General features: G+C 43.3%; 22 protein-coding genes. 11 read left to right on the top strand and 11 right to left on the bottom strand.

Features of this window, described 5'->3' with window-relative positions; all coding sequences use genetic code 11:
• Window positions 1–287: 287 nt before the first annotated feature.
• Together E1163_RS19510 and E1163_RS19505 are read right to left on the bottom strand one after the other, a co-directional pair.
• Window positions 288–761, bottom strand: coding sequence for a DUF456 domain-containing protein (locus tag E1163_RS19510; RefSeq protein WP_155174141.1), 474 nt, complete (start codon window positions 759–761; stop codon window positions 288–290).
• Between the two features lie 197 nt (window positions 762–958).
• Entirely contained in the window at window positions 959–2,932 is a 1,974-nt protein-coding gene (locus E1163_RS19505; RefSeq protein ID WP_155174140.1) for a tetratricopeptide repeat protein, read from the bottom strand.
• A gap of 185 nt (window positions 2,933–3,117) precedes the next feature.
• Here E1163_RS19505 and E1163_RS19500 point away from each other — a divergent pair, with 185 nt between their 5' ends.
• Window positions 3,118–3,549: an acyl-CoA thioesterase gene (locus E1163_RS19500; protein WP_155174139.1), complete on the top strand. Its 432-nt coding sequence runs from the start codon at window positions 3,118–3,120 to the stop codon at window positions 3,547–3,549.
• 36 nt (window positions 3,550–3,585) lie between these two features.
• The gene (gene rlmN / locus E1163_RS19495) at window positions 3,586–4,632 is read left to right on the top strand and encodes a dual-specificity RNA methyltransferase RlmN (RefSeq protein ID WP_155174138.1); all 1,047 of its coding nucleotides are present in this window, start codon (window positions 3,586–3,588) and stop codon (window positions 4,630–4,632) included.
• Window positions 4,633–4,831: 199 nt separating this feature from the next.
• On the opposite strand, the gene E1163_RS19490 is transcribed toward rlmN, so the two are convergent.
• Genes E1163_RS19490 through E1163_RS19475 form a run of 4 tightly spaced genes read right to left on the bottom strand, consistent with a single transcriptional unit; the run spans window position 4,832 to window position 8,772 of the window.
• Entirely contained in the window at window positions 4,832–5,755 is a 924-nt protein-coding gene (locus E1163_RS19490) for a rhomboid family intramembrane serine protease (RefSeq protein ID WP_155174137.1), read from the bottom strand.
• 5 nt (window positions 5,756–5,760) lie between these two features.
• On the bottom strand, window positions 5,761–6,555 hold the full coding sequence (locus tag E1163_RS19485; RefSeq protein WP_155174136.1) for a rhomboid family intramembrane serine protease: 795 nt from the start codon (window positions 6,553–6,555) through the stop codon (window positions 5,761–5,763).
• 2 nt (window positions 6,556–6,557) lie between these two features.
• Window positions 6,558–8,402, bottom strand: a complete 1,845-nt coding sequence (gene mutL / locus E1163_RS19480; protein WP_155174135.1) for a DNA mismatch repair endonuclease MutL — start codon at window positions 8,400–8,402, stop codon at window positions 6,558–6,560.
• Window positions 8,403–8,415: 13 nt separating this feature from the next.
• A complete protein-coding gene (locus E1163_RS19475; protein ID WP_155174134.1) occupies window positions 8,416–8,772 on the bottom strand; it encodes a hypothetical protein in 357 nt (118 codons plus the stop codon).
• A 127-nt stretch (window positions 8,773–8,899) separates the two neighbouring features.
• On the opposite strand from E1163_RS19475, the gene E1163_RS19470 reads away from it, so the two are divergent.
• From E1163_RS19470 to E1163_RS19435, 8 genes are all read left to right on the top strand, one after another.
• Window positions 8,900–11,812 carry a serine hydrolase domain-containing protein gene (locus E1163_RS19470; protein WP_155174133.1) on the top strand — a complete coding sequence of 971 codons (2,913 nt, stop codon included), beginning with the start codon at window positions 8,900–8,902 and terminating at the stop codon, window positions 11,810–11,812.
• Window positions 11,813–11,824: 12 nt separating this feature from the next.
• A complete protein-coding gene (bshA, locus tag E1163_RS19465; protein ID WP_155174132.1) occupies window positions 11,825–12,967 on the top strand; it encodes an N-acetyl-alpha-D-glucosaminyl L-malate synthase BshA in 1,143 nt (380 codons plus the stop codon).
• 91 nt (window positions 12,968–13,058) lie between these two features.
• Window positions 13,059–13,688, top strand: coding sequence for a sterol desaturase family protein (locus tag E1163_RS19460; protein ID WP_155174131.1), 630 nt, complete (start codon window positions 13,059–13,061; stop codon window positions 13,686–13,688).
• Window positions 13,689–14,177: 489 nt separating this feature from the next.
• The gene (locus E1163_RS19455; protein WP_155174130.1) at window positions 14,178–15,275 is read left to right on the top strand and encodes a vWA domain-containing protein; all 1,098 of its coding nucleotides are present in this window, start codon (window positions 14,178–14,180) and stop codon (window positions 15,273–15,275) included.
• A 22-nt stretch (window positions 15,276–15,297) separates the two neighbouring features.
• Window positions 15,298–16,803, top strand: coding sequence for a sigma 54-interacting transcriptional regulator (locus E1163_RS19450; protein WP_155174129.1), 1,506 nt, complete (start codon window positions 15,298–15,300; stop codon window positions 16,801–16,803).
• A 5-nt stretch (window positions 16,804–16,808) separates the two neighbouring features.
• On the top strand, window positions 16,809–17,456 hold the full coding sequence (locus E1163_RS19445; RefSeq protein WP_155174128.1) for an AlbA family DNA-binding domain-containing protein: 648 nt from the start codon (window positions 16,809–16,811) through the stop codon (window positions 17,454–17,456).
• Between the two features lie 139 nt (window positions 17,457–17,595).
• On the top strand, window positions 17,596–18,936 hold the full coding sequence (locus E1163_RS19440; RefSeq protein ID WP_155174127.1) for a PhoH family protein: 1,341 nt from the start codon (window positions 17,596–17,598) through the stop codon (window positions 18,934–18,936).
• Window positions 18,937–19,077: 141 nt separating this feature from the next.
• Window positions 19,078–19,914, top strand: coding sequence for a DUF3298 and DUF4163 domain-containing protein (locus E1163_RS19435; RefSeq protein ID WP_155174126.1), 837 nt, complete (start codon window positions 19,078–19,080; stop codon window positions 19,912–19,914).
• A gap of 291 nt (window positions 19,915–20,205) precedes the next feature.
• Here E1163_RS19435 and sucD read toward each other — a convergent pair whose 3' ends face one another.
• The 4 genes from sucD to E1163_RS19415 form a co-directional block, all read right to left on the bottom strand.
• Window positions 20,206–21,081: a succinate--CoA ligase subunit alpha gene (gene sucD / locus E1163_RS19430; RefSeq protein WP_155174125.1), complete on the bottom strand. Its 876-nt coding sequence runs from the start codon at window positions 21,079–21,081 to the stop codon at window positions 20,206–20,208.
• Between the two features lie 358 nt (window positions 21,082–21,439).
• A complete protein-coding gene (locus E1163_RS19425) occupies window positions 21,440–22,045 on the bottom strand; it encodes a superoxide dismutase (RefSeq protein WP_155174124.1) in 606 nt (201 codons plus the stop codon).
• 125 nt (window positions 22,046–22,170) lie between these two features.
• A complete protein-coding gene (locus E1163_RS19420; protein ID WP_155174123.1) occupies window positions 22,171–22,620 on the bottom strand; it encodes a nucleoside deaminase in 450 nt (149 codons plus the stop codon).
• Window positions 22,620–23,177 carry a hypothetical protein gene (locus E1163_RS19415; protein ID WP_155174122.1) on the bottom strand — a complete coding sequence of 186 codons (558 nt, stop codon included), beginning with the start codon at window positions 23,175–23,177 and terminating at the stop codon, window positions 22,620–22,622. Before E1163_RS19415 ends, E1163_RS19420 begins: the two co-directional genes overlap by 1 nt.
• A gap of 84 nt (window positions 23,178–23,261) precedes the next feature.
• Here E1163_RS19415 and aspS point away from each other — a divergent pair, with 84 nt between their 5' ends.
• Window positions 23,262–25,010 (top strand): aspartate--tRNA ligase, encoded by a 1,749-nt coding sequence (gene aspS / locus E1163_RS19410; protein ID WP_155174121.1) that lies wholly within the window; start codon window positions 23,262–23,264, stop codon window positions 25,008–25,010.
• 66 nt (window positions 25,011–25,076) lie between these two features.
• Here aspS and E1163_RS19405 read toward each other — a convergent pair.
• A partial coding sequence (locus tag E1163_RS19405) for a fatty acid desaturase family protein (protein WP_185156145.1) occupies window positions 25,077–25,729 on the bottom strand: 653 nt, incomplete at its 5' end.

The following is a 25,729-nucleotide window of genomic DNA, read 5'->3' as shown; positions in this document are numbered from 1 at the left end:
AAAGCTAACTGTTCAGAAGCATTGACAGTGGTAATACTGCCAAACCGAAGAAGTTCCGCCCATTCAGGGCTTACTTCCTACTTGATTGATTAATTAACAAAAGGCTACACCTTTTGCTGATAGATTGCGCCCTTTTCAGGGCTGGAGTTCATTTCTCGGAAGCACCGACAGAGGTAAAATCCTAAGACAAAGAGTCTCCCTTCATTTTTAGCCACCTCCGGATGGCACAATTATGTTATCTGCCGGATAAACTCCTTTCAGCATGTATAAGAAGAGGGAAATTGATATTATAAAAGTGCATCGACAAAATAATAGGTCATCACCAGACAGGCGCAAAGTTTCAGGAGTGTTCCTAACAGAAAGCCTACAAACGAGCCTACGGCTGCCTTAAATGCTTGTTTAGAATTTTTACCTGCGATTAGCTCACCGATAAGTGCTCCCAGGAGAGGCCCCAGTATTATGCCAAACGGTGCAAAAAACAGCCCTACAATTAAACCTATGAATGTTCCCCAAACGCCGTATTTACTTCCTCCGAAACGTTTGGTACCATAGGCAGGTATGAAGTAGTCGATCAGCACCACTCCAATGGTGATGGCCGTCCAGAATAGCAGGAAGTTAGTTGTAAAGGGTGGTTCTTGTTGAAATTGAAGGAAAAGCAGGCCTACCAGGCTTAAAGGTGGCCCGGGTAGCACCGGCAATATTGAGCCAATGATCCCCATCAGCATGAGTATTGCTCCGATTATTATAAAAACCACATCCATTGAGCCGATAAATTAACTCAAAAGCTGGCAAACATGAAAAGCTCCCGGACAATAAAATTGAAAAGCTACTTTTTGCAAAGCAAAAAAATAAGCCACCCGGACGCATGCTTCAACTTGGTTCCAAACACTCTCAACGCCCGGTGTGACTTAATCAGTCTGATATTTACTGATCAGACTAAATACTATTATTACTTTATTTACTGGTCATCGTCTGACTCGTCTTCTGCCAACTGTGTGAAGTCGTCATCAGCGGCATCCTCGAACTCGTCATTGTCCCAATACATTCTGAACTCAAGGTCTTCTTCGGCTACGTCAGCCAACCTTCTGTCCCTGTTTATGGCATGCTCAAGTTCTTTGTACATGGTCTGCTCACTGTTTGTTCTCGCAGCAGCTACTGCTGTCAGATAATGGGCAATGGCATACTCAGTATTAGCCTGTGCATACTCCTGAAAGTCTTTCAGGGCACCTTCATTATCTCCGGTCATCAATCTAGCCAGACCTCTGTTATACTCTACGCCTTCGACATTCTTCACTTTGTTCAGATACTCAGCGGCCTTTTCGTAGTTACCCATTCGGGCATGGTACACGCCAAGGTTATAATTAGCACCTTCACTCTCCTGTATTTTGGCAGACTGCGTGAGGTATTCTTTGGCTTTATGATATTCACCGGTAGTCAGGTAAAATGCACCGAGGTTATTTTGTGTAACAAAATTAGTTGGCTCAGCTTCATAAGCTCTGGTCAGGATACTTTCCGTTTGATTTAGCTTTTCTTCGAGATCCTTCATTTTAACTTTAACCTTAACTTTTTCAGGGTCCGCAGTATCCTCTTTTTTGAATTTATATTTAAACTTGAATTTGTCTTCGTCCATATCAAATTCAGTATCCACATCTACTTTGTCCCTGTCAAAGCCAACACCGGCCAGTGCATCATCACCGCCTATAATGTCAATTTTATGCAAATCAACCGCTGTTAGGGCTCCGAGGTCACTATATACACGCGTATCGGAAGGATAAACTGTCATGTAACTGGTCAGAAGTGTTAGTTTGCCCTGCTCCGCATCGTTTTGCACATAAGCCTGTAAATACTCTTCCTGATTAAATATATCTTTTAATGAAGAGTGCGGTATTTCTCCTTTATTTACTTTGTTGGTGATGGAGTCGATCTGTGCTACACTGTAACCTTGTCTTGTAGCATTTTCCGAAGCTACCACTATGGTTGCTCTTCTGAGCGGACGCATAAATTTCTCTACATCATCATAGTTCCCTACAACCTTATAGAGTTTGTCTTCGGCATCTTGTAAAGATTGTGTGGTGGAAACTATGTTAAGTATCTCTGTTTTTTTCTTCTGATCCACATCGGATTGTCTTACCAGTTGTATCAGACCTTTCCAGTCTTCCGTGGTGGACTCAACCTCAATAGATTGTGGGTTTATATATTGTCCATAACCCTCGCTCTTTAAAGCATTTACTAACCATTCTTTAGCAACTTCAGACCGCTCTTCTGCAAGTCTCCTGTTATTATCGACAGGCCCTTCAGGTGATGCAAAACCTCTGATAGTGATCTGAGCATCAGGGTTGGCTTTAAGATATTCACCAATTACATTTACCTGCTCTCCGGATTGATCCACAGGGAATTTGGCAACATCAATGGGGAAATTAATCTGTGCTACAACTTTACGTGGTGTAGAACTGGCAGGTGTGTAGTCAAACTTCATATATTCATACTGCCCATTAGTTGAAAACAACGTTCCGGTAGTTATGCAGCATTTTCCCAGTTCATCCACATCGCTGAATTCTTCCTCTTTTTTACCTTGCTTGTAAGCATACTCGCTTTCGATCTCTAGGTCATTACCTATCATATCTTCCACAAAATAGGCGCTTCCATTTACAGTCACTGTAAACCCGTTCTTGTTAGGGTCCGTGCCAAGATTAGCTTTTGAAAGTTTAATAGGTTTAAACTGCGTGCCGCCCAATTCTGGCCTGATGATAAAAGTACCTTCATTCTTAAACACCTTATCCTTAGGCATGGTGATGGTTGCGGTAAATTTTACACTATCACCATGTACTTCCAGCGGACTGGGTGTAACCTCTATATGAGGCTCCTGGGCTCCAACAAATAATGGCAACATGATCATTGCCAGTACGGTAGCCATTATGTTAATATGTCTCATAACAATAATATTTAAAATTTATAAGTTTACGATTTCCTCTACTCACCCTAATCACTGCAAGGACTATTCCTGAGACCATAATTGGCCATACCAGACGCTTTCGGACTATTTTTATAAAATCAAATCAACACTTTTGTGGAGTGTTGTTCCCGGTCTATCTTCGCAGCACATCAAAACAACTGCGTATGGCAAGGATTAAACTTAATTTCCCGGATAAGGTGCTATTCACAACGGAACTTTCCATCAGGGTAAATGACTTAAACTATGGTGGCCATGTGGGCAATGACAGCATCCTGACCCTGATGCATGAAGCCAGGTTCCGCTTTTTGCGATCACTGGGTTATAAAGATGAGCTTACCTTGGGGAACCAAATTGGGATAATCGTAAGCGATGTGGCTATCGTTTATAAGTCAGAGTCATTTTTCGGAGACAACCTAATCATTGAAGTCGCTACTGACGACTTCAACAAATATGGCTTCGACATGTATTACAGTATTAAAAATAAACAAACCGGTAAAGAAGTGGCCATTGGGAAAACAGGAATAGTTTGTATGGATTACAAGGAAAGGAAAATAGCCACTATTCCGCAGGCGCTGTCAGATGCCCTGCAGGCTTAAAGTTTTGTCAGCCACATTTTACTTATCTTTGCATTTATGATAGAGCAAGCGGAGAAAAGAGATATTCGGCAACTTAGCCTGGAACAGCTAACGGAGTACTTCGTACAAATCGGAGACAAAGCTTTCAGGGCCAAACAGGTATACGAGTGGCTATGGAAAAAGTCTGCCAAAGATTTTGACCAGATGACGAATATATCACTGTCCACCAGAGAGAAATTAAAATCAGAATTTACCATTAACCACATTGCTGTTGACCAGATGCAGCGCAGTGGTGATGGTACCATAAAAAACGCCGTAAAGCTTTACGATGGCATGATCGTAGAGTCGGTACTGATCCCGACTGAAAAACGGATCACCGCTTGTATTTCATCTCAGGTAGGCTGTAGCCTCGACTGTAACTTCTGCGCCACGGCAAGGCTGAAACGCATGCGCAACCTGAATGCTGATGAAATATACGATCAGGTGGTAGCTATCAAAGACCAAAGCGAGCAGTTTTTCAACAGGCCACTAACCAATATTGTATTCATGGGCATGGGTGAGCCGCTTTTGAACTATGCCAATGTGCTCGAATCTATAGAAAAGATCACCAAGCCGGATGGATTAGGGATGTCTCCCAAAAGGATAACTTTATCCACTGTAGGTATACCTAAAATGATCAAAAAACTGGCGGATGATGAGGTGAAATTTAATCTGGCTGTTTCACTCCACTCTGCAATCAACGATACGCGCTCGGCGGTAATGCCGATCAACGAAAAAAGCCCGCTGGAAGAGCTGGGTGATGCACTTAAATACTGGTACTACAAAACCAAAAGCAAGGTGACTTATGAGTATGTGGTATGGAGGGGCATCAACGACAAGGAAAAGGATGTGGATGCATTGGTAAAGTTCTGTAAGATCATTCCTTCAAAAGTTAACCTGATCGAGTATAACCCTATTGACGATGGCGAATTTCAACAAGCCTCGGAAGATGCACTTAACCTGTACGTAAGCAAGCTGGAAGCCGCAGGCATCGTAGCTAAAGTCAGAAGAAGCCGCGGTAAGGACATCGATGCAGCCTGTGGGCAGTTGGCTAATAAGAGTTAAGTTAGTTGGCAATCAGCAAAAGCAGTAGCTTTGAATTAGTCAGCAATCAGCAAAAGCAGTAGGCAACCTGGGACGTATTTGGTAAGCGGTAATCGGGTAAACAGTGAACAGTGATTGATTGAATCCCTGAATACTTTCGAGGAATAGCAAAGGCAATCTAATCTCCTGATTATTTGGCTGACGAACAGGATTCCAAAAACTACTTCTTGCTTGCGTTAAAAAGCTTCTGTTTTTCCTCTTTGGTCAGGCTTTCATATCCTCGTTCAGATATCTTGTCAAGTATTTCATCTATCTCATCCTGTGAGGTCTTGGATGACGACTGGCGTGATGACGAAGAGCTTGGCTTTGATTTGGAAGATGAGCCTTTTTTGTAGCTGACTTTTATATTGGGTTGTCGTACAAAAAAACTTTTGAAAAATCTGATGACGCTCAGTATCCAGGCACCCCAATCATTTCCTTTCTGGAGCTGCTTGATAAAGATAAACCCCATCAGTGCGCCGCCCAAGTGAGCAATATTCCCTCCTGCATTGCTACCAACTGAACCCAGAAATGATAATACGATGTAGAATGCAGCAATATATTTTATTCTCACAGGGCCGAGAAACAATAAAAAGAATGTATAGTTGGGTATTAAAGTTGCCGCAGCAACCACTACAGCATATACGGCAGCAGAGGCTCCCACCATTCCACTAAGCATATGTGCCTGGTTCGCATAAAACGGCACCAGATTATATACCAGCAAGTATGAAATACCGCCGGCCAGCGCTCCTAAAACGTAAAGACTAATTACCTTATCACTACCCAGGTACTCAATGACCAATTTGGCAAACCAGTAAAACACCAGCATATTGAATAAAATATGGAATATGCCACTCAGGCTGTGAGAGAAGGAATATGTAATAATGGTCCAGGGCCTGGTTATAAAGTCTGAAAAGAGCGGGGGTATACTAAACTGCTTGTATACAAACGCAAAGACGTATTGAAAATCCAGTATTGACGAAAATACATTAAGTACAGCCAAAAACAGAAACACCACCACATTAATGATAATCAGTTGAGTGTGAGCACTGTTAGGCCTGCTAAAGGCGTTCTTAAAATCGCTTAAAAATCCACCACCATTCATAACTACTAATAAAATTTATCGCGGTTTTGCTGCCATATTTTGATCATAATAAAGGCGAATATCATACCGCCCAGGTGAGCAAAATGCGCTACATTATCACCGCTCTCTCTGTTTAAACCCGAATATAATGCTATACCTCCTAAAATCAATACTAAATATTTTGCTTTGATGGGGATCGGAGGTATGAGCAGCATAAGCTGTGTATTTGGAAAAAGCAGTCCGAAGGCCATTAATATGCCATAGACAGCTCCCGATGCTCCTAACATGCTGCTTCCATTGAGCAGGCTTTGATAAGTTCCCTTAACAATTTCTTTACTTTGATTAATGTAGTACGGGTCTTCCGGATTCTTCGAAAAGTCATTCGCAAAGTCATAAACCTTGCTATTGAAGTATTGACCATGCTCATCTGCAAATCTTGAGAAGTGATCCGGTGTAGGCTCAATAACGTAGGCAGTGACATCACTTTCCAACTGGCTGGTTCTCCAGTATTCGATACCGCTGTAAAGTACACCGGCTCCAATGCCTGTAACCATATAAAAGATCAAAAACTTTTTCGGCCCCCAAAACTGCTCCAACAACGGACCGAGAAAAACCAGTCCAAGCATATTGAACAATATATGACCAAACCCACCATGAGCAAACATGTAGGTGAAATATTGATATGGTTTAAAGTTGTCAGACTCAATGATCCATAGCGATATCAGGCCGGTAAAATCCATACCCTGCAAAACATATTGCAGTATAAACACCACAATATTGATGATCAGAAGATTTTTAACCACCGGAGTTAATCTTAGCATAGTTACTTATTAAAAAAGTTGTCTATTTTATTCAATTCCAATATATAAAAGGTCACCTGGCCATTGGGGGCATAGTTAGGGCTGTCACACGCAAACAGTTGGTCAATCAAACCTGACATCTCGTCTTCGCTCAGTCTCGTTCCGTGTTTTAAGGCCGTACGCTTAGCCAAAGCCCTTGCAAGATTTTCCTTTCGCGGAATGGACAGTTCTGATTTGTTTCTTTTAAACTGCTCTATGAGCCCTTCAAATATTTCCTTTTCATTGGCCGCCCCTATCTCGGCAGGCATTCCCTTTATAATAATATCATTTTTGCCAAAAGGTTCGACCAGAAAGCCTAAAGCTCTCAGTTCCTCTTCCATTTCCATTACGAGTGAGTGGTCGCCAGGGTTTAAGGAAAGTGTCTGGGGGAATAAAGTTTGCTGCGAAGCGCCTTTACTGCTCTTCAAGCAGCCCATATATTTTTCAAATAATATCCGCTCATGTGCTGCCTGCTGGTCTACGATCATCATCCCCGACTTCACCTGAGTGATAATATATTTTTGATGCAGTTGGAAGATCGATTTCTTATGCTCCGCCGCCATAACCTCACTTTCGCTTTTGGTATTAAGGTTACTTTCAAAGGTCAATGTCATACTGCCAGCATCTGCGGGCTCTTCACGCTCGATGTCTCTGTTCATGCTTCCTTTGCCGGGATGTTCGTGAAACAGCTTTTCCCAATGCTCCTGATTTGATTTCTGAAGATTGCTGTTGCCGGTGCTTCTAAACTGGCTGTAATTCTTATCTTTTATCGTTTCGCGGCTAAAGTTCATCTTGGAACCCAGATTGATGTCAGCCGAAAAATCAAGCGCAGGTGTTATGTTATGGGTAGCCAGAGCCTGTTTTGCCGCCGCCCTTACTATGGCATACACGGTACGTTCATCATCAAACTTTATCTCTGTCTTGGTCGGGTGCACGTTAACATCAACGTGTATAGGATCAATCTCTATAAATAGCACATAAAAAGGAAAACTACCCTCCGCCAGCAACCCTTCAAAGGCGTTCATTACAGCATGGTTGAGGTAATTGCTCCTTACAAATCGTTTATTAACAAAGAAGAATTGCTCTCCCCGGGTCTTTTTGGCAAACTCAGGTTTACCTATATATCCGTGGATGGATATTTCGCCCGCTTCTTCATGGCACGAAGCAAGCTGCTCTTTGTAATTTTTCCCAAACAGGTTCACAATCCGCTGGCTCAGCTTGCCCGCAGGCAAATTGTAGGTCTCCAGGTCATTCTGATAAAGAGAAAAGGCGACCTCAGGATTGGCCAGGGCTACCCTTTGAAACTCATCAGTGATGTGTTTCATTTCCACGCCGTTGGACTTCAGGAAATTCCTGCGTGCCGGTACATTGTAGAAAAGGTTCTTTATACAAATAGAAGTCCCCTGCTCACACGCTACCGGTTCCTGCTTCTTTACCTCCGAGGCTTCAACGTACAGCAAAGTACCCAGTTCTGCATCAGGCTGGCGGGTCTTGATCTCCAACTGCGAGACGGCAGCCATTGAAGCCAGCGCCTCTCCCCTGAAGCCCATGGTCCTGATGGAAAAAAGGTCCTCTGTCTTGCTTATTTTGGAAGTGGCATGGCGCTCCAGGCTCATTCGTGCATCAGTCTCAGACATACCTTTTCCGTTGTCCATGACCTGCATGAGTGTTTTTCCTGCTTCTTTTATAATGACTTTAATGTCAGTGGCGCCCGCATCTATCGAATTCTCCAGAAGCTCCTTAATGGCAGATGCCGGACGTTGTACTACCTCACCCGCTGCGATTTGGTTTGCTAAGGAATCAGGAAGTAAACGGATAATATCTGGCATGTACGGCTTTGGCTTATATGATGTGTTTTACTTTAAGGTACAATAATACGGAAGAAACCAGAAGAAAGATATATAATGCTATATTTCCGAAATACAAATAGCCTGCTCCTCCACCCACAAGCAGCATGATAATTATGCCTTGTGTTAAACCAGCCGTGCTTTTCACCTTGCTCCTGCTATGCCTGAAAGAACCCACAATTCTTGAGCTATAGAAATTTTCGTCTATAACATCATCCCTCTCTTCCAGAGACAATTCTTTCTTGATCCTTGAGGTTCTCTGCTCAATTTCTTCTTTGACCGGATCATAGTACCTTGGGGCTATATTGAATCTTTGATTTCTGGGTGTCTTAAAAAGCGAGGGAATTTTCATATCGATATTTTGTTTTAAACCATAACCCGATATTACAGAATGGGCACACGTTTGTGGTTTATTTTTTTATCTTAGTAGGGCACAAAATTAATTTTTTATTCGTTGGTATCATAAAGGAAACGGCTGCATGATCAAAAAAGTTTTTAGCGCCACTTTATTCATTTTTTCAACTTTAACATACTCATTTTCACAAAACCAGGAGCAGGAAAAGTGGGTGGATAGTGTGTTTAATGCCTTGACCATTGAACAGAGGATCGGACAATTGTTCATGGTACCGGTATACTCCGGAGGCAATGAAAAGCACTTCCAGATTATAGAGCGGCAAATTGAAAAAAACCATGTGGGAGGGCTCATATTTATGCAAGGCAGCCCTTCGCGGCAAATAGAACTCACCAACAGGTTCCAGTCGACCTCCAGGGTACCTTTGCTGATCGGGATGGATATGGAGTGGGGTGCGGGCATGCGCCTGGACAGCACCATCAGTTTTCCCCGACAAATGGCACTAGGCGCTGTAGAAAATGACAGTCTGGTTTATGCCATGGGGGCTGAGATAGCACGGGAAATGAAAATACTCGGAGTGCATATAAACTTCGCCCCGGTTGCTGACATCAACACTAATCCTGACAATCCGGTTATCGGCGTACGATCATTTGGAAGCAACAAAAAGCAGGTGACCAGCAAAGCCATAGCCTACATGAAAGGCCTCCAGGAAAACGGCGTTTTATCCTGCGCCAAACACTTTCCCGGCCACGGAGACACTCATCAGGACTCGCACCTGACCCTTCCGAAGATCAACCATGACAAAAAAAGACTGGATACTCTAGAGCTGTACCCTTTCAAAAAACTCATCTACGCAGGCACCTCTGCTATTATGACTGCACACGTTCAGGTTCCTGCGCTGGACAGCAAGAAGAACACTCCTGCCACTTTATCGCCCAAAGTGATCAACGACATACTGAGAAAGGAACTGAAATATGAGGGCCTTATCATTACCGATGCACTTAATATGAGGGCCATTACCGACCATTATAATAACGGCGAAGCTGAACTTCTGGCTCTACAGGCAGGCAATGACATCCTTCTGTTTTCAGAAAATGTTCCTGAAGCCACCGGGTTGATCAAAAAGAACCTTTTAAAAAAGAAAATCAACAAATCACAATTTGAGGAAAGTGTAAAGCGGGTATTGCGGGCAAAATACAAAGCCGGACTCAACCAATGGGACAGCCTGAACACTGAAAACATCAACCTGAAACTAAACAGGCCTGACACAGAGCTCCTCAGGCATAAACTGGTAGAAAAATCAATAACGGTATTAAATAACCCTGATGCCCTCCTGCCCATCAGTACCCTCGACAACAAAACCTTTGCCTCTCTAAGCATTGGTCCTTCCGGGGAATTCACCAAATACCTGGATAAATATGCCTTTTTCAGCCATTACAGTAAAGGGAGCAAAGACAATGACATCCTCTACAAGCAGCTTAAAAACTACGATGTGGTAGTAGTAGCCCTTTCCGACCTGGATAAAACCCAGGGCATTAACGGAATAACACAGGAAATGCTACAGCTTTTTGATAAGCTTAACAATGAAACCGACCTGGTATTTTGCCTTTTCGACAGCCCTTACAGCCTGAAAGCCCTGGATGGTTATGACCACCTCATATGCGCATACGACAACAGCGAGTATGCCCAAAAACTGATTCCATCGGCCATTTTTGGTGGGATATCTACAAATGGGCGCATACCGGTGAACATTTCAAAAAATATAAAATTCGGGCAAGGGGTGGCTACCCGCTCTTTGAACAGGCTTACTTTCTCCATCCCGGAAGGTGCAGCTATGGACAGCCGGGTACTCAAGAAAATAGATGACATTGCACATGAAGCCATTCAGGATCAGGCTACACCCGGATGCCAGATCCTTGTAGCCAGAAACGGAAAAATCGTGTTTGAAAAATCTTATGGCTACTACACCTACGATAGCATGAAGCCGGTGGACGATTACACCATTTACGACATCGCCTCTATTACGAAAGTACTCTCTACCATGCAGGCTCTAATGTTTTTGGAAGAAAGGGGCTTCATAGACCTGGACAAGAAGATATCGGTATACCTTCCCGAACTGCGTGGCACAAATAAAGAGCACATGATCATCAGGGACATACTGACTCATCAGGCAGGTTTGTGGCCTTACCTACCCTTCTGGAAAAGGACTCTGGAAGATTCATTCCTGGCCGGCCGCCTTTACAAAGGGTACCCCGAGTCAGGCTTTAACTACCAGGTATCAGAAGGGCTGTTCACTACGGAGGCCATGCAGGATAGCCTGTGGACCTGGGTAAAAGGCTCCAAGCTGAGAGACAAAATTGCCAGAAAGCCATACGACTATAAATACAGTGACATGGGCTACTATTTGCTTAAGCAGATGATTGAGCAAATAATCAACCAGCCCATCGATGAATTTTTGCAGCAAAACTTTTACGACCCGATGGGGTTAACTACTTTAGGTTATTTGCCTTTGTGCAACTTTCCATTGTCACGGATAGCCCCGACGGAGCGGGACGATTACTTCCGCAACACCTTGGTTTATGGTATGGTGCATGACCAGGGAGCGGCGTTATGTGGTGGAGTAGCGGGCCATGCAGGGCTTTTCAGCAATGCCATTGACCTGGCCAAGATGATGCAGATGCACCTGCAGGATGGTACGTACGGAGAAGTTGGTTTCTTCCAGCCGGGGACAATTGAGAGGTTTACACAAAAGCAATATGAAACCAACAGAAGAGGAATAGGATGGGACAAACCAGCAGTCGGTGAACCTAACGGCCCGACCTCAGAATTTGCCTCTCCAAAAACTTTTGGACACACCGGATTTACCGGTACGGCAGTTTGGGCAGACCCTGAATTCGACCTGATTTATGTTTTCTTATCAAACAGAATTCACCCTGATGCAAATAATTCCAAACTAATCAAAAACAATATCCGTACAAGGATACAGGACGTTATTTATGAATCAATTTGGAGCTATGAGCAGCGGTTTGATTCATATTAAAACCAGATAAAAATGAAAATAGGAATCGTATGCTATCCCACCTTTGGAGGTAGCGGAGTGGTGGCCACTGAACTGGGAAAAGCTTTGGCCAAGGCGGGTCACAAGATCCACTTTATCACATATTCTCAGCCTACACGACTTGATTTTTTTAATGAAAACCTTTTTTATCACGAAGTAGACATACGCTCTTACCCACTTTTCGAATACCCCCCTTACGAACTGGCACTGGCCAGCAAAATGGTAGATGTGGTAAAATACGAAAAGCTTGACCTACTTCATGTACACTACGCTATACCGCACGCTTCGGCTGCCTACATGGCCAAACAGATATTAAAAACGGAAGGCATAAATATACCCATAGTAACTACCCTGCACGGCACGGACATTACCCTGGTTGGCAAAGACCCGTCGTATGCACCGGTAGTCACATTCAGTATCAACGCATCTGACGGTGTAACGGCCGTTTCCGAAGACCTGAAAAAAGACACTTACCTACACTTCAAGATACTTAAAGACATCGTTGTCATACCTAACTTCATAGACCTCGAACGCTTTAAGAAACAAAAGAAAGAACATTTTAAAAGGGCCATTTGCCCTAACGACGAAAAGCTGGTGGTGCATACTTCCAACTTCCGAAAAGTAAAAAGGGTGGACGATGTGGTCAGGATTTTCAATAAAATGAGACAGCAAATACCGGCAAAACTACTGCTGGTGGGCGATGGCCCCGAACGAAGCAACATAGAGGCACTGTGCCGTGAACTGGGCACCTGCGATGATATCAGGTTCCTGGGCAAGCTCGAAGCCGTGGAAGAGGTGCTATCAGTAGCAGACCTGTTCATTATGCCTTCGGAGAAAGAAAGTTTCGGACTTGCAGCCCTGGAAGCTATGGCTTGTGAAGTACCCGTAATCTCCACTAATGCAGGCGGTTTGCCCGAATTAAACATAAACGGGAAAACAGGGTTTCTAAGTAAAGTAGGTGATGTAGATGATATGACAAAAAACGCTTTATACATTTTAAAAGACAGCAATTTGCCTACTTTTAAACATAATGCTCTTGAAAGGGCCAAGGAGTTTGACATAACCAATATTATGCCTATGTATGAAGATTTTTATCGTGACATACTTGAAGCGCAGAAAGAACCTCAGACCATATGATATTATTACACTGTTATAAATTACGTCACAAACTCTATTAAAAAAGATTTCTATAATTTAATTTTGACTCAAATTTAGATCTTAAAAAAAGATGGCTCAACCAGCAACTACCAATAAACCAAGTAATAAGGGAACGACTACTTTATTTAAAAATCCAATCATAGAAAGGTTATCCCGAACACATATATCTATACCAATAACCTTATTTATATTATACTCGGGAGGACTGCTATACTGGAGTGTTGTTAATACAGACCTTGCAGTAAGTACTACCATAGTACTGTTTTTAATAGGACTGCTGGCATTCACATTGGTTGAATACCTTATGCACCGCTATTTATTCCATATGGCTACCTATACCAAGCTAAGGGAAAAAATACAGTATAACTTTCACGGTGTTCACCACGATTACCCAAGGGACAAGGACAGACTGGCTATGCCTCCGTTGGTAAGTATTACTATCGCTACATTGCTACTGTTTATCTTCAGGCTGATCATGGGTGATTTCGTTTTTGGGTTTCTGCCAGGCTTTTTGATCGGTTATGCCGGATACTTATTCGTACACTATATCGTTCATGCATACCAGCCTCCAAAAAACATATTTAAAACCCTGTGGGTACACCATGGTATACACCATTATAAAGATCCGGAACGAGCATTCGGAGTATCTTCCCCACTATGGGATTATATCTTCCGCACCATGCCATTGAAAGGAAAGTAAAAAGATTTCAGATAAAAAAGCGGCTTCAACATATCATTGAAGCCGCTTTTTTATGCCTTAAAATTAACGGCATAAAACCTATTGGAAATTCAAGCTCTTTTGTCTCTTATCTATAGTATTCAATTAATTAAATAAACATCAGGACCGAGCTCCCGGGAAAACTATATCCTCTCCTCTGACATTTCCGTCTTCTTTTCTTTTTCCGGGGCCTTAGTGTAAGTAGGGCACGTAAAAGTAGAGCACGCTGAAGATAACAAACCAGACACCACAATAAGTAATAAACATCTTTTCATAAAAAATTCCTTTTATCCGTTAAATCGTTCTTTCGCAAGTATAAAATAATTTTACAAAAACTGTGCTAAAGAATCCAAAGCTAATTTTCTTCGTTATAAGTAAAAGCAGCTTTTTAAATAAAAAACAAGTATTGAAACAGAACGGATACCATATTGGTTTTAATCCTGAGGATAATTAATTATTTTCCCATAACTCATGTTAGGACATCGATTTACACAATATATTCCCAATCCGGAACAGGAAGGGTCAGATTTCGACAAGCTGTTGAATGTTTTTCTACAGTTGATCGTCATCACTGCGGGTGACGTTTCCGAAGCACTGGCCTGGCTTAATAACCTTAACAACCAATATAACCTGACCAGTGACAACTATGGCATGGGGGACTTTATCGAAGACCTGAAAGACAAAGGTTATATCAGTGACCAAACGCCGGATGGAAGCTTTGAAATTACTGCAAAAAGTGAGCAAAAGATACGAAGCAGTGCCCTTGAAGAAATTTTCGGGAAGCTAAAAAAATCCGGCAAAGGAGACCACCGCACCAACTTTGGAGGGCTGGGAGACGAACCCACCACGGATAAAAGGGAGTATCAGTTTGGAGATACCCTGGAGCAACTGTCAATGACAGACTCTCTGCGCAATGCCCAGATCAATCATGGCCTCGATAACTTTATGATGACTGAGCATGACCTTGAGGTGGTTGAAAATGAATATAAAACCCAGACCTCGACGGTTTTAATGATCGACATTTCGCATTCGATGATCCTCTATGGGGAAGACCGCATAACACCGGCCAAAAAAGTAGCCATGGCTCTGGCAGAACTGATCACCAAAAAGTACCCTAAAGACACCCTTGATATCATCGTGTTTGGCAACGATGCCTGGCAGATTGAGATCAAAGACCTGCCGTACCTCCAGGTAGGCCCATACCACACCAACACAGTAGCAGGACTGGAGCTTTCCATGGACTTGCTCAGAAGACGAAAAAACTCCAATAAGCAGATCTTTATGATCACCGACGGGAAACCCACCTGCCTTAAGCAGGGAATAAAGTATTATAAAAACAGCTTCGGACTTGATCCCAAGATCATCAACAAAACGCTGAACCTGGCGAAACAGTGCCATAAGTTAAAAATCCCGGTCACCACCTTTATGATCGCCTCAGATCCTTATTTAAAACAATTTGTAAGAGAGTTCACCCAGGTCAATCATGGCAATGCATACTACAGCAGCCTGAAAGGGCTTGGCGACCTCGTTTTTGAAGACTACCGAAGGAACAGAAGAAAGAAATTTTAACACGTTATAGCCGACTGATAAAATGACGCAACCCAATGAAATTAAAACACTTGGAGCATTAAAAAGCGCCGGGTACCAAAGCCGCTCTGTAAAACAGGAACTGCGGGATAATCTCATAAAAAAAATAAAAGCCAAGGAAAAAGTATTCTCCGGGATCTGGGGTTACGAAGAAACCGTTATTCCCGATATGGAACGCGCCATACTTTCCATGCACGACATCAACCTGCTTGGCCTCAGGGGCCAGGCCAAAACCAGAATGGCCAGAATGATGATCAATCTGCTGGACGAGTACATCCCGGTAATTGAAGGCTCAGAGCTTAACGATGACCCCTTCCACCCCATTTCACGGTTTGGCAGGGACATTGTCGCAGAAAAAGGGGATGATACACCCATTGGCTGGCTGCACCGGGACGAAAGGTACTCCGAAAAGCTGGCTACCCCGGATGTATCCATAGCTGACCTGATCGGGGATGTTGATCCCATCAAAGCGGCGACATTAAAGCTACCTTATTCGGATGAACGGGTCATCCATTTCGGGCTGATCCCCAGGTCGCACAGAGGGATCTTTGTGATCAACGAGCTTCCCGATTTGCAGGCGCGGATCCAGGTAGCCCTTTTCAATATCCTGCAGGAGGGTGATATCCAGATCAGAGGTTTTAAGGTACGTATGCCGCTTGATATTCAGTTTGTATTTACCGCTAACCCTGAAGACTACACTAACCGAGGAAGCATTGTAACACCGCTTAAAGACCGGATTGACAGCCAGATCATCACCCACTATCCTAAAGACCTGAAAGTATCGAGGAAGATCACCGAACAGGAGGCCAGGATAAAGCCTGAGCAGAAAGATGCGGTGTATGTGAATGATATGGCCAAAGACCTCATCGAGCAAATTGCTTTTGAAGCCAGAAACAGCGAATATGTAGATGCCAAAAGCGGTGTATCTGCAAGGCTTACCATATCCGCCTACGAAAATCTAATGAGCGCGGCAGAGAGGCGAGCATTGTACAATGGAGGCACAACCAGTGTAAGGGTTTCCGATTTTTACGGAGTGATTCCTTCAATAACAGGGAAAGTTGAGCTGGTGTATGAAGGTGAGCAGGAAGGCCCCGGAATAGTGGCCCATAACCTTGTAGGCAAGGCTATCAGAAGTCAGTTTGTCCACTTCTTTCCTAACCCGGAGAAAATAAGAAAACAAAAAGAAGAAAACCCTTACAAACTGATCACCGACTGGTTTGGAGATGAACATACGCTGGATCTCTTAAACGATTTCAGCAATGAAGAATATGAAAAAGCGTTAAGCGAAGTACCAGGTCTGAAAAAACTGGTAGACACATACCACAAGGATGCTGACAACGGCACCAGGCTTTTCCTGATGGAGTTTGCACTACATGGCCTTGCTGAATACAGCATGCTCAGCAAACATCAGCTCACACGTGGACTACAGTTCAAAGATCTGCTCAGTGGTATGTTTACTATGTCGGGACCGGATGACGATGATGATTCATCTCCCGATGATCAATATTAATATGAATGGAGTTTAATGATATAAAGCGGCTGGCAGCCGGTGGCGAATCAGAAACTGTCGAATTTAAGAGAAAAGCAGCACACCCCGATAAAATAGTGAAGGAGCTGGTAGCCTTTGCCAATACAAGAGGGGGCTACCTGCTTGTAGGTGTAAATGACGATGGCAGCATACCGGGATTAAAATTTCCCGAAGACGACGCCTATGTGCTCGATCAGGCCATCAAAAAATATTGCAAACCGGCTTTGAAAGTGAGGCAGGAGATAGTCCCTATCTCTGAAAATCGGGCTGTGGTGCTATACCATGTGCCGCAGGGAAAAAGAAAGCCCTACTATGTGATTACAGATTTTGAGACCCGGTGGGGACAGGCCTTCGTAAGAATTGAGGACAAAAGCATCAAAGCCAGCAAGGAAGTGCGGGAGATTTTAAAAAGAAGCAGCAAAAACAAAGGCGTAAAATTTAACTACGGCGAAAAAGAGAGAATACTCATAGACTACCTGGACAAAAATAAGAATATAACCCTCAACCAATTTAAGAAGCTTGCCCACCTCAACACTTACAGGGCATCAAGAACACTGGTTTTGCTGGTACTGGCCAACGTCTTATCTGTCGAACCCAGCGATAAGGATGACCTATATAGCTTAAAAGCAATATAAGATTCATACCAAAATGATTGGAAAAAATGAGATAAAATATACCTTTATAAGAAGCTAAAAACTTTTAAAGCAATCTTCCCATCTGTTTACAGAAGTTGGCTATTTTTAATTAGTATGGTTATCTAAATTTCTTCGGAGTATGGCTAAAGCGCAGAAAAATGAAAAGAAAATTTTTGTCCTGGATACCTCGGTAATCATTTTCGAACATAATTCAATCATGAACTTTGCAGAACATGACGTGGGTATCCCCATCACCGTTCTGGAAGAGCTCGATCAGTTTAAAAAGGGGAACGACACCAAAAACTTTGAAGCACGCGAGTTCATCAGGCTCATTGACAATCTGGCTCAGGGGCAGATGCTCCAAAACTGGAACCCACTCAATGGCAAGGGTAAAGGGAACTTCAAGGTATTGATGCATGCCAAAAGTGAAGTGGACGCCAATGAGGTCTTTGACGAAGCCAAAGCAGACCATAGAATATTGAACTCTGCCCTCCAGCTTCAGCAGGAGACAAAAGATAAAAAGGTAATACTGGTATCGAAGGATATCAACCTAAGGCTAAAGGCCAAATCGCTGGGGCTACCTGCAGAGGATTACAATACAGGAAAGGTAAAAAATGTAAACTCCCTGTACACGGGCAAGATGGTCTATGACCGCATCAACCCGGAAAGCATCAATGAGCTTTATGAGAAAGGAAATTGTGAAGCCAGCGAAATCTTGGGTTCGCGAAAAGTACACAAGAATGGCTACTACATTTTAAAGAGTGGAAAGAAATCGATCCTCTCCTATTATAACCCGATACTCGACCGCATTGAGCATGTCGAAAAAAGATCTGCTTATGGCATAAAGCCGCGCAATGCAGAGCAGACCTTTGCTATCCACGCCATACTGAACCCTAACATCAAACTGGTAACTATGCAGGGTGTGGCAGGAACAGGTAAAACGTTGATAGCCCTGGCCGCTGCACTGGAGCAAAAGCGGGATTTTAAGCAGATATACCTTGCCCGTCCTATTGTGCCATTGAGCAATAAAGACATCGGCTATTTACCAGGTGACATCAAATCAAAGCTGAACCCCTACATGGAGCCGCTTTGGGACAATCTTAAGTTCATTCAAAACCAATATCACGAATCGGACAAGGAGTACTCCAAGCTGACTGAGATGGTGAACCATGAAAAGCTGGTCATCACCCCATTGGCGTACATCAGGGGCAGGAGTTTGTCCAATATCTGCTTTATTGTGGATGAAGCCCAGAACCTTACCCCTCACGAGGTGAAAACGATCATAACCAGGGCAGGTGAAAACACCAAGATCATCTTTACCGGAGACATCTATCAGATAGATACTCCATACCTGGACTCACAAAGCAACGGGCTGTCTTACCTGATCGACAGGGTTAAAAACCATGATCTTTACGCACATATAACTCTTGAAAAGGGTGAAAGGTCAGAACTGGCTAACCTTGCCAATGAACTTTTGTAAGGTAAAAGAATATTCCACGGTTTTACAAAGTAAGTCTTCGGGCTTACTTTTTTATTTTATATCTTCCAACAAAAATGAGCTAAGCTCAATAACCCAGCCCCAGTCTACATAGTAAAAACCAGTAAATACAACTTCCAATTTATGAAAACCACTTATTTGATCCCGCTATTAGTATTGGCTGTCTTTCTAACCAACTGCGAAATCAAAAACGAGCAACAAACATCTGCCACCGAAGCTCAGGATTCTGTAGCAGAGGATGATACATCGGCTTTATACTATGAATTCACTTCATTCATAAAAAAATATGGTGACTGTAAAACCGACACCTCAGCACATTGCACCCGGATTGACCTCAACTATCCCATATTTAAATCAGAGCAACACCCGGAACTGACCGGCCAGATCAACAATAAAATACAGGAAGCGGTCATAGACCTGGTGTTTCCTGACACAATCGAGAATAAGAGCCTGGAGCTTTTTGCTGACAGGTTTATCAGTGACTACAAAGAGATAAAAGAAGCATTTGGGGAAGCGTTTGGCTGGTATGCCTACCTGGATGGCAAAGTGTTAAGAAATGATAGCCTGATCATATCTATAGAGCTGGCTGCTGATATGTACACCGGCGGAGCCCATGGCAGCTACTATTTGCAGTATCTTAATTTTGATGCTGAAACCGGTGACAGAATTGCCTTTGAATCACTGTTCGTTCCCGGCTACGAAGCCAGGGTCAATGAAGTTGTTGAGCAAAAGTTCAGACAAAAATATGACCTCAAGCCAGGACAGGATTTGAGTGATGAAGGCTATCAATTTGAAAACGGGAAGTATTACAATGATAAGAACTTCGCCCTGCTTCCAAAAGGCATCAAATTTTATTACAACAGCTATGAAATAGCCCCATACTCCAAAGGCCCCTCAGAGGTATTTGTAAAGTATGAAGACCTTAAAGGCCTGCTAAAGGAAGATCTGTTGGTGATGTAACAGGCAAATTCAGAAGCTCAAAAAAGCAAGAAAGCCGGAAATTTTCCGGCTTTCTATTGTCATATAACCTAACCTCTCTCCTCACTCGCCCATGAGCTGTCCCCTGACAGATCATCTGCTGCCCGTTCTATAACTACAACAGACATTTGAAATCGTAAGAAAGTGCCTATCAGGGAACAAGCACATGATTAAAAAGTGCTGTCAGGGGACAGGCACGGGGGTAACCTTCAAGCCCTAAAACCAAAAAAGCCGGACATTGCCGGCTTTTTATATGATCTATAATAATGTTACTTATTTGTTCAGTGCTTTTAGCATGGTCTCTCCGATGTTTGCAGGAGATTCTACCACGTGGATACCGCACTCTCTCATGATCTTCATTTTGGCAGCAGCAGTATCGTCAGCTCCACCGATAATCGCACCGGCGTGGCCCATTCTCTTACCTTTAGGAGCAGTTTGTCCTGCTATGAAACCTACTACAGGCTTAGGGTTACCTTGCTCTTTAATCCATCTGGCAGCTTCCGCTTCGTAGTTACCACCAATTTCACCGATCATTACGATGGCATCAGTATCAGGGTCGTTCATAAGCATTTCAACAGCCTGCTTAGTAGATGTACCGATGATAGGGTCACCACCAATACCGATAGCTGTAGAGATACCCAAACCAGCTTTCACCACCTGGTCAGCAGCTTCGTAAGTCAATGTACCTGATTTTGATACTACACCAATTTTACCTGATTTGAATACAAAACCTGGCATGATACCTACCTTAGCCTCTCCCGGAGTAATAACACCCGGACAGTTAGGACCAACAAGTACCACGTCTTTATCCTTAATGTATTCTTTTGCCATCATCATATCCTTGGTAGGAATACCTTCAGTAATGGCAATAATAACTTTAATACCTGCATCAGCAGCTTCCATAATAGCATCAGCCGCAAAAGCCGGTGGCACGAATATGATAGAAACATCAGCACCTGCTTTTTCAACAGCCTCTCTTACGGTGTTGAATACCGGTTTGTCAAGATGGGTCTGACCTCCTTTTCCAGGAGTAACTCCACCAACTACATTTGTGCCGTACTCTATCATTTGCCCGGCATGAAAAGTACCTTCAGAACCTGTAAAACCCTGAACTATTACTTTTGAATCTTTATTTACTAGAACGCTCATGAATCGTGGATTAAAATTTGTGCAAAAATATAATATTATATGGCTTTACCAAAGTTAAAACCGCCTGTGACATGCATTTAACACTCAGGCCGGAGTGCAGGAACGTACGCATAGTGTACGGTTTCGTTACACAGAAGGCAAGCGAAATACTCCAAAATACTGAAAATCAGACAATTATATATTTGGCATCACAATTGGAATAACTATAATCAAAGGTCAAAGCCTGCTTTATGAACCCCATAAGGCGGGCGCTCAAAATAAAGCAACAAATAGTTTTTTTTAGATTTCAAGTTAATGCATAAAAAAGGAGCCGTCTCAAATTGAAGCGGCTCCTTTTTGGCGTTTCACTTAAAGAAACTTATTTCGCGTTAGCGTATCTTTTTGCTACTTCGTCCCAATTCACTACATTCCAGAATGCAGCTATGTAATCAGGTCTCTTGTTTTGGTAGTTCAGGTAGTAAGCATGCTCCCAAACATCAAGCCCTAAGACAGGTGTTCCGCCACATCCTACAGATGGCATCAGGGGGTTGTCCTGATTAGGCGATGAGCAAACTTCCACTTTACCACCTTTGTGCACGCATAGCCATGCCCATCCTGAACCAAATCTGGTAGCGGCAGCGTTTGAAAACTCCTCTTTAAATTTATCAAAAGAACCGTAAGCGGCATCAATTGCCTCTGCTAATTCTCCTGAAGGCTTACCTCCACCATTTGGAGACATCACAGTCCAGAAAAGGTTGTGATTGTAATAACCACCACCATTATTTCTAACCGCTCCGTTGTCTGAGTGATTAGCCAATATATCTTCAATGGATTTACCTTCCATTTCAGTACCTTTTATAGCGTCATTTAATTTGCTTGTATAGGCAGCATGGTGTTTCCCATGGTGGATTTCCATGGTACGGGCATCGATATGTGGTTCTAATGCATCATGTGCATAGGGTAAATCAGGTAATTCGAAAGCCATAATTTTATTGGTTTTTTAGTTAAACATTTCTTTTTACTAAGTCTTATGACCAAAGATACACACCATGGGGTAACTACAAAATCGAATCGGTTAACTTCTGTTTATCATTACATTCGATTTATCTATCACCCTCTTAAACCTTTAAAGAAATCAGTCACCAGCAGGCCTGCCTCCTCAGCATATGGCCCCCTGATAACTTTTGTTTTCGGGTGGATCATGGCCGGATTGATTACGGTATAACCTCTCTTTTCATCGGCAGCAGCATAGATCAGTTTACCCAACTGCGCCCAATACAGTGCCCCGGCACACATACCGCAGGGCTCAAGCGTAACGTATAGGGAACAATCGGAAAGGTATTTTGTTCCGAGGTAATTTCCGGCAGCCGTCAAAGCCAGCATTTCTGCATGTGCCGTAGGGTCATTGAGTCTCTCTGTCTGATTATATGCCCTGGCAATGATCCGGTTATCAGCCACCACAACAGCACCCACCGGGATTTCCCCCTCCTCTTTGGCCATCATAGCCTGTTTGAGGGCCTCTTTCATAAAATGCTCATCACTATGGATTGAAAGCCCCATCAAATTCCTCCTTTAACTTTGATGCTGTTCATAATTTTCGGGGCTACAGGCTGCCATTTCTCTTTCAGTTTTATCGGGCAGTTGAAGCTAAAAACAATGGTTTTACCATTGATAATCAGGTATTGAATATAAGTGTAGGTTCTGACAGGGTTCTTCTTATCCAGCGAGAACTGATCGCCGTTGATCCTGGATTCAAACTCAAAAACGATGTACTGCTTTTTATTAATGGTTTTAACGTCCTCCTGAATTAGGTCTACTTTATCATACAGGTTAAAAAGGCTGGCTTTAAAAAAGTCTTTGGCCATCTCAACATCCTGCTCTCTCCAGCGGGTGGCAGAAATATTGATACTTAGGTCAACCAGCCTGGCACTGTTAGTGTAAGCTCCTATAGGGCTGCGTACTGAAGGGTAACGCTGTGCAATATCTTCGGGAGACATTGCGTAAAAATCCTCAGGCAGGGACATGGTTATATTCTCGGTTACCTTGGTTTTAACCATTTTATCCTGCACCGGAGCTGTCCAAAGGATAAAGGACAAAAATATCATCAGTTTTGACATATCTGTTATTGAAATTTATACCGTATCGTTTTCACTCAAAATTAATACCATTAACTTTGCGCCTCAAAATTAAAATAAATTAGCATGCTTCGAACACATACCTGCGGCGAATTAAGAATAAACGATGTTAATAATGAAGTAGTATTATGCGGATGGGTACAACGCGTAAGAGACAAAGGCAGTGTACTTTGGGTCGACCTCAGAGACAAATATGGCATTACCCAGCTTATCTTTGAAGAAGGAAAAACTGCTGACGATGTTTTTAAAATTGCTGCTTCATTAGGACGTGAATTCGTAATAAAAGCTACCGGAACCGTAGTGGAGCGTCTTTCGAAGAATGACAGGATCACCACCGGAGACATAGAGGTAAGGATTTCAAACCTGGAGATACTCAATAAATCCAAGGTACCTCCATTTACCATCGAAGATGACACCGACGGGGGCGAAGACCTGCGCATGAAATACCGCTACCTTGACCTGAGAAGAAGCGTGGTTCGAAACAACATGCTCCTGCGCCACCGCATGATGCAGGAAACCAGGGCTTACCTGGACGGACAGAATTTTACGGAGGTAGAAACTCCGGTATTGATAAAATCAACTCCGGAAGGTGCACGAGACTTCGTTGTCCCTTCAAGAATGAACCAGGGAGAATTTTATGCCCTGCCTCAGTCGCCACAGACTTTTAAGCAGCTTTTGATGGTATCCGGCTTTGATCGCTATTTCCAGATCGTGAAGTGTTTCAGGGATGAAGACCTGCGGGCTGACCGTCAGCCGGAGTTCACCCAAATAGACTGCGAGATGTCATTTGTGGAAAGGGAGGATATTTTAAGCACTTTCGAAGGACTCGTAAGACACTTATTTAAAAGCGTAAAGGGCATAGAGATCGGCGAGATAGACCGCATGAGCTATGACGATGCCATGAGACTTTATGGTTCTGACAAACCTGACACACGTTTCGACATGCAGTTCGTTGAGCTTAATGACCTTGCACAAAACAAGGGCTTCAACGTATTTGACAGCGCCGAACTGGTTGTGGGTATATGCGCTAAAGGTTGCTCCGAATACACCAGAAAGCAGCTTGACGCGCTGACTGACTACGTTAAAAGGCCTCAAATAGGCGCCAAAGGCCTGGTATATGTCAAATGCAACGCCGATGGCAGCTTCAAATCTTCGGTAGATAAATTCTATGGACAGGATGATCTGCAGGAGTGGGCCAATAAAATGGATGCCAAGCCCGGCGACCTGATGCTGGTACTGAGTGGTGATAAAGACCATACCAGAAAAGCACTCAATGAGCTGCGACTGCATATGGGCAATGAACTTGGTTTACGTAATAAAAACGAATACAAAGTGCTTTGGGTACTGAATTTCCCTCTGCTGGAGTGGGATGAGGACACAAAACGCTACCATGCTATGCACCACCCGTTCACGTCACCGGTACCGGAAGACCTGAATAAACTGGAAAGCGATCCGGGCGTGGTTAAAGCCAATGCTTACGACATGGTCATCAATGGCGTGGAAGTTGGCGGAGGATCGATCAGGATCCATGACAAGGAGATACAACAGCGTATGTTCAAACAGCTTGGCTTTAGCGACGAGGAAGCAAAAGCCCAGTTTGGCTTCCTGATGGATGCCTTCGAATATGGCGCACCTCCACATGGCGGTATTGCTTATGGCTTCGACAGGCTGTGCTCGCTCTTCGGAGGGTCAGACTCTATCAGGGACTTTATAGCCTTCCCTAAAAACAATGCAGGCCGTGATGTGATGATAGATTCACCAAGTGTAATCAGCAAAGAGCAGCTTGATGAGTTGGGAATTCAATTGAAACAATAAAAAAATGACTAGTCCTAAAACAGGTTTAATACCCACTTTAGGACTAGTCACTATAAAAAGTTAACCTTAGGCCCTTACTCTCACTGGCTCCAGCGCCAATTCCTTCCTTCCAAACCTCTTGAGGGTTTTATAGTGAGAGGCTAAAGCTCCAAGAAAAGTCGGGTTTACATGATATGGGACGCCATATTTCTTCGCTGTCCGTGCTACAATTTTAGATATTTCCGGGTAATGAATATGACAGATATTGGCAAACAGGTGGTGCTCAACCTGAAAATTTAATCCCCCACACAGAAATGTGGCAACAGGGCTTTTTGTAGAGAAGTTTGCTGTTGTTTGCATCTGGTGAACAGCCCAGGATTCATCCACTCTGCCTTCCGGATCAGGCTCGGGAAATTCCGTACCTTCTACCACATGGGCTAACTGGAATACCAGCCCTAACACAAAACCTTCGGCCAGGTGCATGGCAACAAAACCTATGAGGAATTGCCACCAGGTGATATCCATAAAAACCAGAGGGAAAACAATGAACAAAGTATAATAAACAGCCTTAAAGAAAAACAGGTTAAAATATTCAATCTTTGGGTGATTAGTATTTGCAGTATGGCCTATCTGTTTTTGGAAAAATTTCACATAATCTTTCCTGAACACCCAGGATAGTGAGGCGAAGCCATATAAAAAGAAGGCATAAAGATGCTGATATTTCATAATGGGTTTATGCT

Source organism: Fulvivirga kasyanovii (genome assembly GCF_009711405.1).
In the GTDB taxonomy this organism is placed as follows: domain Bacteria; phylum Bacteroidota; class Bacteroidia; order Cytophagales; family Cyclobacteriaceae; genus Fulvivirga; species Fulvivirga kasyanovii.
The sequence above is the reverse complement of the archived record's forward strand: the minus strand, read 5'-3'. Positions and strand labels throughout refer to the sequence as shown.